Source organism: Cupriavidus ulmosensis, assembly GCF_977008105.1.
In genome coordinates this window covers 1,452,536-1,465,494 of the sequence record NZ_CDRMWP010000001.1, presented here as the reverse complement: position 1 = coordinate 1,465,494, position 12,959 = coordinate 1,452,536, and the positions used below count along the sequence as shown (strand labels likewise).

Sequence of the window (12,959 nt, the reverse complement as noted above, 5' to 3'; positions counted from 1 at the left end):
CTCAGCCGGCCAGCGGCTTGCCGCCGGCCTTGAGGCGGGCGTTGCCCACCGCCGCGGCGAACTGGCCGTGGCCGTGCCAGCCGGTGGCGCGGCCCAGCTTCTTGCCCTTGTGGAAGAACATGAAGACCGGGATGCCGTGCAGGCCGAAGCGCCGGCCCAGCTCCGGGTGTGCGTAGACGTTGGCGTGCAGCCAGTGCAGGTCGAGCGCGCGCACCGGCTCGGGATTGGCCAGCATGGCCTTCTTCGCCATCTCGCAGTTGAAGCAGTCCACGCCCCAGAAGAACACGCAGACCAGCTTGTCGCCGGCCGCGGCGATGGCGGCGTCGATGTCGTCGCCATTGACTTCGCGCATGCCGAACGCCTCGAAGGCGCGGTGATCCTGGTGCGGGGCCTCGGCGCCGGCGGCCTGGTCGGGGGATGTGGACATCGGTCTCTCCATCAATGGAAAACGCCCGGGCCAGAGCGGCACCGGGCGTTGCTCGTGCCAGCCGGACGGGCGGACAGCGAAAGGGACTGCGGCGGTTACTTGGGCGCGGACACCGTCACCAGCGCCGGGCGCAGCACGCGGTCGGCGATCATGTAGCCGCGCTGCAGCACCGACACCACGGTATTGGGCTCCTGCGGCGCCGGCACCATCGAGATGGCCTGGTGGCGATGCGGGTCGAACTTCTCGCCGACCGGGTTCAGCTCGACGAGCTTGCCCTTCTCGAAGGCGCTGGTGAGCTGGCGCGCGGTCAGCTCGACGCCTTCGCGCAGCTTGGCGATGTCGCCCGAGCCGTCGGCCAGCGCGGCCTGCAGGCTGTCCATCACCGGCAGCAGGTAGTCGGCGAAGCTTTCGATGGCGAACTTGTGCGCCTTGGCGACGTCTTCCTGGGCGCGGCGGCGGATGTTCTCGCCTTCGGCGGTCGCGCGCAGGAACAGGTCATAGTTTTCCTTGGCCTTGGCTTCGAGCGCGGCCAACTGGGCGGCCACGCCGTCCGCGGCGGCGTTCTCGGCCTGCGCGGCCGGCGCGTTGTTCAGCTCCTCGCCGGCGGCCGCGGGCGGCGTCGTGTTGGATGGCGTCTGCTTCTGTTCTTCCATGTCGATCCGTTCTGATACAAGGACGCGGCCGGCCTGCGCCGGCCACGGGTGGTAAATCGGCAAATGTAGCCTGCAATTGGTGACAGGCTTCCGGTTTTTCAAGAGCGCACCGTGTCGGTGCGGTGAAACACATGGTTACAAAGAGGCGGGCACCGAAATAGGGGCCATATTGCTTTGCTGCAACGCACCCTCTAAGATGAAAGTGTACAAAAATGACAAAAATAACGGGGTCGAAGATGCATCACAAGTCGGGCCACTCTCGAAAGGTTAGCCATGCATAAGCTGCCTGTTCTGACGGTCTTCCTTCTCGCCGCATTATCGGTGATGACAGTCTTCATCTGCCTCTCCGGCGCCTTCACGCCGCGGGATACCGAATACGGCAGTGGCAAGGCGGTTTTCAAGCATTACATTGTTCCCTTCGTTCGCTGACCAGCCAGTGAGCCGCGGCGCCGCATGCGCCGGCGCGCGCCTCACTGCCCGATGCCGTCGAGCAGGCGCCGGTCGCGCTTGGTCGGCCGGCCCTGCAGCCGCGACGCCGGCTCCGTGTTGACCCGCCGGTTTTCCGCCTCCTCCCGCCGCCGCGCCTGGCTTGCCTCGGTTTCCGCGTAGAGCGTCTGCGCCACCGGCGCCGCGCCGCGCGCGCCCGCGATCCCCTTGACCACCAGTTCCCAGCGCTGCTGGTGCGCTTCGAGCACGACCGTGTCGCCGGGCCTGACCTCGCGCGAGTTCTTGCACGGCTGGCCGTTGACCCGCACCTTGCCGCGCTCCACAGCCTCGGCCGCCAGCGAGCGGGTCTTGAAGAAACGCGCGCACCACAGCCATTTGTCGATGCGCAGGCGGGCATCCGCCTCGAAAGATACGTTCATGCTGTCATCTCCTTGCCACGAAGCGCGCCTCAGGCCGCCGCGCCGCGCATCTGCGCCTGGCTGCGGCGCGCCTCCAGCTCGTGCGGGTGCGGCAGCCGCAGCGGCCAGCCCTGCAGGTGCTGCAGGGCGATCTCCGCCAGCCCGGCGATCCAGGACTCGGCGTCGTTGAGGCAGGGAATGTAGTGGAAAACCTTGCCGCCGGCCACCTGGAATTCGGAACGCCCTTCCATGCCGATCTCCTCGAGCGTCTCCAGGCAGTCGGCCGGGAAGCCCGGGCAGAACACGTCGACGCGGCCCGTGCCGACCTTGCCCAGCTCCCGCAGCGTCGGCGCCGTGTACGGCTGCAGCCATTCCGCGCGTCCGAAGCGCGACTGGAACGTGACCTGGTACTGGCCCGGCTGCAGGCCCAGCGCCTCGCCCAGCAGGCGGCCGGTCTTGAGGCATTCGCAATGGTAGGGATCGCCCAGTTCCAGCGTGCGCCGCGGCACCCCGTGGAACGACAGGATCAGCCGGTCGCCGCGCGCGAAATCGGGCGTGCCGTGCTGCGCCCAGTATGCGCCCACCTGCTGGTGCAGGGCAGCGATATAGGACGGATGGTCGTGAAAATGCTTGACCAGCCGCAGCTCGGGCTGGTTGCGCCACTGCGCCAGCACGCGGAACGCCTCGTCGAACGCCGTGGCCGTGGTGCTGCCCGAATACTGCGGGTACAGCGGCAGCAGCAGGACGCGCTCGGTGCCCTGGCGCCGCAGCGCCTCGAGCACCGAGCCGATCGACGGATTGCCGTAGCGCATCGCGCACGCCACCGTCACTTCGTGGCCGTGCTGGTTGAGCAGCAGTTGCAGCGCGTGGGCCTGGCGCTCGGTGTGGACCAGCAGCGGCGAGCCGGTCATGTGCGCCTCGCGCAGCCATACCGACTCATATTTCATGGCCGAGGCGCGCGAGCGCAGCGGCAGGATGAAGCCGTACAGGATCGGCAGCCAGGCCGCGCGCGGGATCTCCACCACGCGCGGATCGGACAGGAACTGCCGGAGATAGCTGCCGACGGCCTTCGGGGTCGGCGCGTCCGGGGTGCCGAGATTGATCAGCAGGACCGCCGTGCGCGGCGCCTGGCCGTGCTGATAGGCCGGTTCGGGAGTAGTCGTCATGGTGTTTCCGGTGTGGCGGGGCGGGCCGCGGCGAACGCGCGCGGCCGCCGGGTCGCGCCGGGCCGGCGGGCGCAACGGCACTGGCAGCCGGTGAGACCCGCCGGACCCCGCACTAGTTCTGGCTCAGCGCGCTGGACAGCAGCCGCGCCGTGATGTCGACGATCGGGATCACCCGTTCGTAAGCCATGCGGGTCGGCCCGATCACCCCCAGCGTGCCGACGATCTGGCCGTCGACCTCGTAGGGCGCGGTGATGACCGCCATGTCCTCGAGCGGCACCAGCTTGCTCTCGCCGCCGATGAAGATCTGCACGCCCTGCGCATGGCTGGAGACGTCGAGCAGCTTGAGCAGGCCGGTCTTGTGCTCGAACACGTCGAACAGGCGGCGCAGCTTTTCCATGCTGGAGGACAGGTCCTCCACCTCGAGCAGCTTGCGCTCGCCGGAGATGAAGACGTGGTTGTCCTCTTCCTCGGCCATCGCGCTGCTGCCGGCCTCCACCGCCGCCTGCATCAGCTGCGACATGTCCATGCGCAGCGCCCGCAGTTCGCCGCGCAGGTGGTCGCGCACGTTGTCGAAGCTCATACCGGCATAGTGCGAGTTGATGAAGTTGGCGGCCTCGACCAGCTGCGACGGCGTGTACGGCAGCTCGGTCTGGATGATGCGGTTCTGCACGTCGCCTTCGGGCGTGACGATGATCAGCAGGATGCGCTTGTCCGACAGCCGCATGAATTCGACCTGGCGGAACGCCTGCGCGCGCCGCGGCGTCATCACCACGCCGGCGAAATGCGACAGGTTGGACAAGGTGTGCGCCGCCGAGGTGATCATGCGCTGCGGCCCGAGCTGCTGGCCGTGCAGCTGCCCCTGGATCTTGCCGGCCAGCTCGGCCAGGTTGAGCGCGCTGTCGAGCGGCTGGGCGGTCAGCATGGTGTCGACGAACAGCCGGTAGCCGCGCGGCGTCGGGATGCGCCCGGCCGAGGTGTGCGGGCTGGTGATGAAGCCCATCTCCTCCAGGTCCGACATCACATTGCGGATGGTGGCCGGCGACAGGTCGAGCCCCGAGTATTTCGACAGGGTGCGCGAGCCGACGGGCTGCCCCTCGGCGATATAGCGCTCGATCAGCGTTTTGAGAAGCGTTTTGGCACGTTCATCCATGATGCACCCGATTTTACGCAAGTTTTCCCGGTTCGGGCGGCTGGCGCGCACCGGCGCGCGCCGGCGTGCTGACAATGGTCACGGCGGTATGGTCTAATCCGGGCATGTCATCGCTCCCCAAGCCCGCCGCCGCGCGCGCCCCCTTCCGCACCGTCGCCCTGATCGGCAGGTACGCCACCGCCGGCATCGAAGGCCCGCTGGAAGAACTGGCCGCCTGCATCCTGAAGAACGGCCAGGACGTCGTGTTCGAACGCGAGACCGCGCTGGCCACCGGGCTGACCGACTACCCTTCCCTGCCGCCCGGCGAGATCGGCAAGCATGCCGACGTCGCCGTGGTGCTGGGCGGCGACGGCACCCTGCTAGGGCTGGCGCGCCAGCTCGCCGGCTTCCCGGTGCCGCTGATCGGCGTCAACCACGGGCGGCTCGGCTTCATGACCGACATCCCGCTCGAGAACGTGCAGTCGGTGCTGCCCGACATGCTGGCCGGGCGCTACGAATCCGAGACCCGCATGCTGCTGGAGTCGCAGGTGGTGCGCGACGACGGCGTGATCTTCTCCGCGCTGGCCTTCAACGACGTGGTGGTCAACCGCTCCGGCATCTCCGGCATGGTCGAGCTGGCGGTCTCGGTGGACGGCTACTTCATGTACAACCAGCGCTCGGACGGCCTGATCGTGTCCACGCCGACCGGCTCCACGGCCTACGCGCTGTCGGCCGGCGGCCCGATCCTGCATCCCACGCTGTCCGGCCTGGTGCTGGTGCCGATCGCCCCGCACGCGCTGTCGAACCGCCCGATCGTGCTGCCGCACGACGCCGAGGTGTCGATCGAGGTGGCCACCGCGCGCGACGCCAGCGTCAACTTCGACATGCAGTCGCTGACCTCGCTGCTGCCCGGCGACCGCATCGTGGTGCGGCGCTCGGCCAAGACCGTCCACCTGCTGCACCCGCTCGGCTACAACTATTACGCCACGCTGCGCAAGAAGCTGCACTGGCACGAGTACCCGAGCGAAGACAACCGGCTCTGACGCGGCCCCGAACGACCCGGAACGATCCAACCCAGACCCTGACCCCGTCGCCCACGATGCTGCGCAGCCTGTCCATCCGCGATTTCGTCATCGTCGATAGCCTCGACCTCGACTTCTCCCCGGGCTTCACCGTCTTCACCGGCGAGACCGGCGCCGGCAAGTCGATCCTGATCGACGCGCTGGCCCTGGTGCTGGGCGAGCGCGCCGACGCCGGCGTGGTGCGCGAAGGCGCCGCCCGCGCCGGTATCAGCGCCACCTTCGCCACGCCGCCCGGGCTCGACGCCTGGCTGGCCGAGCACGATCTCACCGGCGACGAAGGCACGGTGCTGCTGCGCCGCACGGTCGACGCCGGCGGGCGCAGCAAGGCCTTCATCAACGGCGCCGCCGCCACGCTCGGCCAGTTGCGCGAGATCGGCGACCGCCTGGTCGACATCCACGGCCAGCACGCCCACCAGCTGCTGCTGCGCCCCGACGCCCAGCGCCTGCTGCTCGACGCCCACGCCGGCCTCACCGCGCAGGCCGGCGCCGTGGCCGAAGCCTGGCGCTCGTGGCGCGCCTGCGTGCGCCAGCGCGAGACCGTGGAGCACCGCTCGCGCGAGATGGCGCTCGAGCGCGAGCGCCTCGAATGGCAGGTCGGCGAGCTGGAAAAGCTCGCGCCGCAGCCCGGCGAATGGGAAGACATCCAGGCCGAATACAACCGCCTGTCGCACGCCGCCGGCCTGATCGAAGGCAGCCGCGCCGCGCTCGAGGCGCTCTCCGAGGCCGACGGCTCGGTGCTGTCCACGCTCAACGGCGTGGTGCAGCGCCTGCGCCAGCTCGCCGACGTCGACCCGGCCCTGGGCGACGTGCTGGCCGCGCTCGACCCGGCCCAGGTGCAGGTCGAGGAAGCCGCGCACTCGCTCAACCGCTACGTCGACCGGCTCGACCTCGACCCCGAGCGGCTGCAGGTGGTGGAGGCGCGCATGCAGGCGCTGCACACCACCGCGCGCAAGTACCGGCTGCCGCCCGAGCAACTGCCCGACGAGCTGCTGGCACGGCGCCAGCAGCTCGACGACCTGCAGTCGGCCCAGGACCTGAACAAGGCGATGGCGCGCGAGGCCGCCGCGCGCGCCGCCTACCTGACCATCGCCCAGCACCTCGGCGCGGCGCGCAAGGTGGCCGCCGAGAAGCTCTCGGCCGGCGTGACCGAGGCCATGCAGGGCCTGTCGATGGCCGGCGGCAGCTTCGCCGTGGCGCTGCACCCGCTCGAGGAAGGCCAGAGCCACGGCCTCGAGCAAGTCGAATTCCTGGTCGCCGGGCATGCCGGCGTGAGCGCCCGCCCGCTGGCCAAGGTGGCCTCCGGCGGCGAGCTCGCCCGCATCAGCCTGGCGATCTCGGTCATCACCAGCGAGGCCGCGCCCACGCCGACCCTGATCTTCGACGAAGTCGATACCGGCATCGGCGGCGCGGTGGCCGAAGTCGTTGGCCGCCGCCTGCAGGAGCTGGGCCGCGCGCGCCAGGTGCTGTGCGTGACCCACCTGCCGCAGGTGGCCGCGCAGGCCGGCACGCACCTGCTGGTCAGCAAGGAAACCAGCGAGGGCGGCCCGGCCGGCTCCGTCACCCGCTCGCGCATCCGCGCGCTCGATGCCGCCGGCCGCGTGGTCGAGACCGCGCGCATGCTCGGCGGCACCACGGTGACGGCCACCACCATGCAGCACGCCGAGGAAATGCTCGCGCAAGGCGCGCGCGGCGGCGCCGGCGCGGCCCGCGAGCCGCGCCGCACGCGCCGCGCCGCCAGTTGACCGCGCCCCGTCCTCCGGCCCCGTAACCATTCAGGAGTCTCCCATGTCCATCGGCACGCAGCCGCTCTCCCGCAAGCCGGCCCGCCCGCTGCGCCTGACCATCCTGTGCGGCGCGCTGGCCCTGCTGGCGCTGGCCACGCTGAGCGCCTGCCAGGCCCAGCGCCCGTCCGCGCCGGCCAGCAGCCTCAACGCCGACCGCGCCGTCGGCGACATCATGGTGCGCTTCACCGCGCCGCCCGTGACCGCCTCGGAAGACGCCGGGCGCCTGGTGGAATCCATCGCCGGGCCGATCCGCTTCGTGGTCAAGCGGCCCATGTCGGGCGGCGTCTGGCTCGTCACCGCGATCTCCGCCTCGGCCGACGCCACGCTCGACCAGGCCGTGGCCACGCTGCGCGCGGCGCCGCGCATCGAGACCGCCGAGCCCGACCGCGTGCTCAAGCCCAACCGCACCCAGCCGGCCAGCCGCGACATGCGGCCCGACTGAAAAGGACGGTTTGCTGTAGTCGAATGCCCGCGCTCGGGCGTTGAAGTACCTTGAAAAAGCTTGGTCGCAGTAACCGAGGTTTCCGGCGCATCCGCGCACAGGCAATTCCGGAGCGTCCCAGGGGTGCTCCACCGCGGTCGGTCCGACGCGGACCAAACGGCAGGAGGCAGACATGCGGCAACCGTTTCAGGATCGAAATAGCGGGCTAGCGCAACGGGCGCGGCGCGGCGCAGCGCGATCGGCGCTCTCGGCGCTGCTGGCGCCGCTGGTGCTGGGCGCCGGCCTCTGGCTGGGCCTGCCGGCCGCCGCCGGCGCGGCGCCCGACCCGGCCGCGCGCCCGGCGCCCCGCTACAGCGGCAACTTCATCGTGCGCTGGCGCGACGGCGCCACCACCAAGGACGGCGCCGCCGGCAGCGCCGGCGCGGACCCGCAATCCGAGCGCATGCTGAGCGTGAGCCAGGACACCGGCGTGGCGCTCTCGGTCAAGCGCCAGATGGGCGGCAACCTGCAACTGCTGAGCGCCGGCGATGCCGCCGACCCCGAGGCCACCGCAGCGCGCCTGCGCAAGGATCCGCGCATTGCCGAGGTGGTGCCGGACCGCTGGCTGCGGCTCCACGACACCAGCCCCAACGATCCCGAATTCGCGCTCAACCAGGCCTATCTCAACACGCCCGCCGTGGTGCGCGGCGGCGTCAACCTGCCGCCCGCCTGGGACCGCAGCCGCGGCAACGGCAGCCTGGTGATCGCGGTGGTCGACACCGGCTACCTGCCCCATCCCGACCTGGCCGCACGCATCGTGCCGGGCTATGACTTCATCACCGACCCCGGCACCGCCAACGACGGCGGCGGCCGCGACGCCGACGCCACCGATGCCGGCGACGGCGTGCCGGTCGGCTACACCTGCTCCGGCTCGGCGCCGGCCACCACCGCCACCAACAACAGCTGGCACGGCACGCGCGTGGCGGGCACGCTGGGCGCGATCACCGACAACGGGCAGAGCATCGCCGGGGTGGACTGGAACGCGCGCATCCAGCCGGTGCGCGTCTCGGGCCGCTGCGGCGCGCTGCTGTCCGACACCGTCGACGGCATGCGCTGGGCCGGCGGCCTGCCGGTGCCGAACATCCCGAACAACCCCACCCCGGCGCGCGTCATCAACGTGAGCCTGGGCGGCGGCACCTGCTCCACCGTCGAGCAGCAGGCCGTCAACGACCTCGCCGCCGCCGGCGCGGTGGTGGTCGCCGCCACCGGCAACAGCGCCGGCGCGGTCGAGGCGCCGGCGGACTGCGCCGGCGTGGTGGCCGTCACCGCGCACGTCAACGACGGCGAGAACGCCAGCTACGCCAACGTCGGCCCGCAGGTCTCGCTGAGCGCGCCGGGCGGCGGCTGCGGCAACTCCAAGGTCGTCACCGACCCCGGCACCGGCCAGATCTCGTGCTCGGCGTCGCAATCGTTCATCCGCACGCTGTCCAACGACGGCACCACCACGCTCGGCAACTACAACGTGACCAACTCGCAGGGCACCAGCTTCGCCGCGCCGCTGGTGTCGGGCGTGGCCGCGCTGATGCTGGCGGCCAACCCGGCGCTGACGCCGGCCCAGGTGCTGGCCGCGCTGAAAAGCTCGGCGCGCCCGCATCCGGCCAACACCTATTGCACGCTGGCGGCCAACACCGGCAACTGCGGCGCGGGCCTGCTCGACGCCAATGCCGCGCTGATCGCCGCCACGCAGGCGCCGGCGACCACGCCGACCGCGCCTTCGAGTGGCGATAGCGGCGGCGGTGGTGGCGGCGGCGCGCTGGCATGGCCGCTCTCGATCGCGCTGTGCGGTCTCGGCCTGCTGCTGGGCCTGGGTGCGCGCCGCGGCAGGAAGGCCGCGCCGCGCTGACGGCACGGCGGAGGCGGCCGCGCGGACCGCGGCGGCCGCGCCACTCCCCCCGCGCGCTCACGCGCCGTGCCGGCGCTCCCACCACTCCTGCAGCAGCCACAGCGCCAGGCCGGCCACCGCGCCGGCCGCGTGGGAGATGCGCACCACGCCGAAGCCCCAGTGCGCGTCGAACACCACCGGCGCCAGCCACGACTGCTCCAGCCAGGTCTTCACCAGCACGCCCAGGCACAGCAGCACGCCGGTCGCGCGCGACCAGCCGTCGCCGCGCAGCAGGCGCAAGCCGCCCCACAGCGCCAGCCCGTGCAGCGCGCCGGACAGCCCGCCGTACCAGCCCACCGACGGCACCCGGCACAACGCCAGTTGTACCGCCACGCCACAGGCCAGCAGCACCGCGAACATGACGCCGCCGCGCGCCTCGCGCCCGACCAGCAGCAGCAGGCCCGCGGCGGCCAGCAGGTCGGCCAGCCAGTGGCGCCAGCCCAGGTGCACCCACATCGCGGTCAGCAGGCGCCACCACTGGCCGGCCGCGCCATGCCCGAGCACCGCGTCGCGCAGGTAGAGCCCGTGCGCGTGCAGCCACGGAATGAAGGTGAAGGCCGCGCCGAGCGCGGCCGTGGCGGCCAGCGCGGCCAGCACGCCGGGCAAGGTGGATGGGCCGGCGGCGGCCGGCGGCGGCGCGGGCGGCTGCGTCAATTGCCGCCGGCGCCCGCCGGCTCGCCGAACACCGCCTGCCACAGCGCGCGCACCTGCGCCACCGCCGCGGCCACCGCATCGGCGGGCACGCGCGCCTGGTCGTGGCCGTCGAGCCGCAGCTGGTGCTGGCGCGCGCGGAACGCGCGGTAGGCGTCGCCCACCTCGCGCGCCAGCGCGGCGTCGATCAGGCCCAGCTCGCCGGCGGTGCGCAGCAGCGCGATATTGCCGGCGTTGCGGGTCAGCTCGGGATGGTCGTGGCTGTGCAGCAGCACCAGGTACTGCACGGTGAATTCGATGTCGACCATGCCGCCGCGGTCGTGCTTGAGGTCGAACAGCTCGCCGGGATTCGGGTGGCCGTCGGCCACCTTGCGCCGCATCGCGGCGATCTCGCCGCGCAGCGTGGCGGCGTCGCGCGGCTGGCGCAGGACCTCGTCGCGCAGGCGCTCGAAGTGCGCGCCGATCTCCGCGTCGCCGGCGCAGAAGCGCGCGCGCGTGAGCGCCTGGTGCTCCCACACCCAGGCCGTGTTGTCGCCCTCGCGCTGCTGGTAGCGGCGAAAGCCCTCGAAGCTGGTCACCAGCAGGCCCGCCTCGCCGTTCGGGCGCAGCCGCGTGTCCACGTCGAACAGCGTGCCGGCCGCGGTGTGGCTGGTCAGCCAGGTGATCAGCCGGCGCGCGTAGGCCGCGTAGATGTCGGGCGCGCGCTCGTGCTCGTCCTCGTACAGGAAGATGATGTCGAGATCGGAGGCGTAGCCGAGCTCCTTGCCGCCCAGCTTGCCGTAGGCGATCACCGCGAAGCGCGGATCCTCGCGGTGGCGCGTGGCCAGCTGGCGCCACACCGCGTGCAGCGTGACGGCCAGCATGGCGTCGGCGAGGTCGGACAGGCGGTCGGCCACCTGCTCCACGGTCAGCATGCCCTGCAGGTCCTGCAGCAGGATGCGGAAGGTCTCGGCATGGTGCTCGCGGCGCAGGATGTCCATCTGCGCCTCGACCTGGCCGTGGGCGGCGTCGAGCCGCGCGGCCAGGCGCGCGCGGAAATCGTGCCAGTCCGGCGCGCCGGCCAGCGCGTCGCTGTCGAGCAGTTCGTCGAGCAGTTGCGGGTGGCGCGTCAGGTAGGCGGCAGCCCAGCTCGATGCGTGCAGCGTGTCGGCCACGCGCGCCATCGCCTGCGGGTATTCGGACAGCAGCGACAGATAGGACGCGCGCCGGCTGATGGCCTCGAGGAAATCGACGAAGCGCGCGATGGTGCGGTCGGCGTCGTGCTGGCGCGCGGCCAGGTCCAGCGCGCGGTTGACCAGCAGGTCGAAGCGCGCCCGGCTCTGCTCGGACAGCGCGCGGTAGCGCAGCGACGAGCCGGTCGCGCGCAGGCGGTCCAGCAGCCCGGTGCAGTCGGTGAAGCCGGCCTTGGCCAGGCGCTCGCACGGCGGCTCGTCCTCCTCGTCGCGGATCAGCGCGGGCCACAGCGCCTCGCACGGCTCGTTGACCTGGTCGGGGTCGGAGAAGGTCGCCTCGAACTGCTGCGCCACCGGCTCCTGCAGCGAGGACAGCCGCGCCATCAGCGCCGGCCAGCCGTCAAAGCCCATCATGGCGGCCACCGCCTGCTGTTCTTCCTCGGTGGTCGGCAGGTGATGGGTCTGGGCGTCGTCGCGGTATTGCAGGCGGTGCTCGAGCTGGCGCAGGAAGCGGTAGGCGTCGGCCAGCTGCTCGGCCTGGCCGGCCGGCAGCAGGCCATGCTCGACCGCCACCGCCAGCACTTCCAGCGTGGGCCGCACGCGCAGCGCGGTGTCCTGCCCGCCGCGGATGAGCTGGAACACCTGGGCCATGAACTCGATCTCGCGGATGCCGCCGCGGCCCAGCTTGATGTCGAACGCGCGCTGATTGACGCGCTGCCCGCCGCCGGCCGCCACCAGCCCGCCGCTGCGCTTGGCCGCCTCGGCGCGGATCTGCGCGTGCAGCGAGCGGATCGCGGCGATCACGCCGTAGTCCAGGTAGCGGCGGAACACGAACGGGCCGGTCAGGCTGGCAAGCTGCGCCGCGGTGCGGCGCGCGTGCGGCGTGTCCTGCGCCGACACCACCCGGCCCTTGATCCACGCATAGCGCTCCCACTCGCGCCCCTGCACCACCAGGTACTGCTCCAGCATGCCGAAGCTGCACGCCAGCGGGCCGGCGTCGCCGTTCGGGCGCAGGCGCATGTCGACGCGGAACACGTAGCCGTCGGCGGTGACTTCGGCCAGCAGGTTGATCAGGCGGCGGCCCAGGCGGATGAAATATTCGTGGTTCGACAGGCTGCGCTGGCCGCCGCGCGTGTCGCCGTCCTCGTCGTAGAGGAAGATCAGGTCGATGTCGGACGACACGTTGAGCTCGCGCCCGCCCAGCTTGCCCATGCCGACCACCACCAGCTCCTGCACCTCGCCGCTCGATTCGCCGACCGGGCGGCCGTAGGCCGGGGCCATGTCCTCCTCCAGCACCGCCATGCCGTACTGGATGCCGAGCTCGGCCAGGTCGGTCATGGCGCCGGTGACTTCGCCCAGTGTCGACAGGCCGCGCAGGTCGCGCTCGATCACCACGCACATCACCTCGGCGCGCAGCCGGCGCAGCGCGCGCTTGACGGCATCCTCGACGTCGGCCGACGGCTCGCGCAGCGCCTGCAGCCGCGCCGCCATCCACGCGCGCGTGAGCGGCTGCGCGCTGGCGGCGGCGACGATTTCGGCCAGCCCGGGGCGGGCCTGCACCATGCGGCGGGTATAACGCGAATAGGCGGGCGAGTACAATGCCGTGCCGGCGCAGTCGACCGGCACGAGTCCGGCGGCGGCCACGACGGCGTGAGGCCCGCTGGCCATGTCGGCCACGGCTTGCCTG

At 71.7% G+C, this 12,959-nt stretch carries 12 protein-coding genes; 5 read left to right on the top strand and 7 right to left on the bottom strand.

The genetic code is table 11. From position 1 onward, the window contains the following. Nucleotide 1 precedes the first annotated feature (1 nt). Together ACWTPI_RS06720 and grpE are read right to left on the bottom strand one after the other, a co-directional pair. Nucleotides 2-427: a thioredoxin family protein gene (locus ACWTPI_RS06720; protein ID WP_020201416.1), complete on the bottom strand. Its 426-nt coding sequence runs from the start codon at nt 425-427 to the stop codon at nt 2-4. Nucleotides 428-522: 95 nt separating this feature from the next. Continuing rightward, complete coding sequence (gene grpE / locus ACWTPI_RS06715; protein ID WP_020201415.1) at nt 523-1,080, bottom strand: nucleotide exchange factor GrpE; 558 nt, start codon at nt 1,078-1,080, stop codon at nt 523-525. A gap of 273 nt (nt 1,081-1,353) precedes the next feature. Between grpE and ACWTPI_RS06710 the strand changes: the two genes are divergently transcribed. Next, a complete protein-coding gene (locus ACWTPI_RS06710) occupies nt 1,354-1,509 on the top strand; it encodes a hypothetical protein (RefSeq protein ID WP_020201414.1) in 156 nt (51 codons plus the stop codon). A 41-nt stretch (nt 1,510-1,550) separates the two neighbouring features. On the opposite strand, the gene ACWTPI_RS06705 is transcribed toward ACWTPI_RS06710, so the two are convergent. The 3 genes from ACWTPI_RS06705 to hrcA all read right to left on the bottom strand — a co-directional run bounded on the left by ACWTPI_RS06705 (nt 1,551) and on the right by hrcA (nt 4,241). After that, nucleotides 1,551-1,946 (bottom strand): RNA-binding S4 domain-containing protein, encoded by a 396-nt coding sequence (locus ACWTPI_RS06705; protein ID WP_020201413.1) that lies wholly within the window; start codon nt 1,944-1,946, stop codon nt 1,551-1,553. Nucleotides 1,947-1,975: 29 nt separating this feature from the next. Next, complete coding sequence (hemH, locus tag ACWTPI_RS06700) at nt 1,976-3,091, bottom strand: ferrochelatase (protein WP_020201412.1); 1,116 nt, start codon at nt 3,089-3,091, stop codon at nt 1,976-1,978. Nucleotides 3,092-3,203: 112 nt separating this feature from the next. Further along, on the bottom strand, nt 3,204-4,241 hold the full coding sequence (hrcA, locus tag ACWTPI_RS06695; protein ID WP_020201411.1) for a heat-inducible transcriptional repressor HrcA: 1,038 nt from the start codon (nt 4,239-4,241) through the stop codon (nt 3,204-3,206). 104 nt (nt 4,242-4,345) lie between these two features. On the opposite strand from hrcA, the gene ACWTPI_RS06690 reads away from it, so the two are divergent. From ACWTPI_RS06690 to ACWTPI_RS06675, 4 genes are all read left to right on the top strand, one after another. Further along, nucleotides 4,346-5,263, top strand: a complete 918-nt coding sequence (locus ACWTPI_RS06690; RefSeq protein ID WP_020201410.1) for an NAD kinase — start codon at nt 4,346-4,348, stop codon at nt 5,261-5,263. Between the two features lie 56 nt (nt 5,264-5,319). Then, entirely contained in the window at nt 5,320-7,044 is a 1,725-nt protein-coding gene (recN, locus tag ACWTPI_RS06685; protein WP_454731235.1) for a DNA repair protein RecN, read from the top strand. A 43-nt stretch (nt 7,045-7,087) separates the two neighbouring features. Beyond that, nucleotides 7,088-7,528, top strand: a complete 441-nt coding sequence (locus tag ACWTPI_RS06680; RefSeq protein ID WP_020201408.1) for a hypothetical protein — start codon at nt 7,088-7,090, stop codon at nt 7,526-7,528. 172 nt (nt 7,529-7,700) lie between these two features. Continuing rightward, entirely contained in the window at nt 7,701-9,410 is a 1,710-nt protein-coding gene (locus ACWTPI_RS06675; protein WP_454731234.1) for a S8 family peptidase, read from the top strand. A 57-nt stretch (nt 9,411-9,467) separates the two neighbouring features. On the opposite strand, the gene rrtA is transcribed toward ACWTPI_RS06675, so the two are convergent. Together rrtA and glnE are read right to left on the bottom strand one after the other, a co-directional pair. Next, on the bottom strand, nt 9,468-10,103 hold the full coding sequence (rrtA, locus tag ACWTPI_RS06670; RefSeq protein WP_454731233.1) for a rhombosortase: 636 nt from the start codon (nt 10,101-10,103) through the stop codon (nt 9,468-9,470). Next, nucleotides 10,100-12,940 carry a bifunctional [glutamate--ammonia ligase]-adenylyl-L-tyrosine phosphorylase/[glutamate--ammonia-ligase] adenylyltransferase gene (glnE, locus tag ACWTPI_RS06665; RefSeq protein WP_454732454.1) on the bottom strand — a complete coding sequence of 947 codons (2,841 nt, stop codon included), beginning with the start codon at nt 12,938-12,940 and terminating at the stop codon, nt 10,100-10,102. Before glnE ends, rrtA begins: the two co-directional genes overlap by 4 nt. Nucleotides 12,941-12,959: the final 19 nt, after the last annotated feature.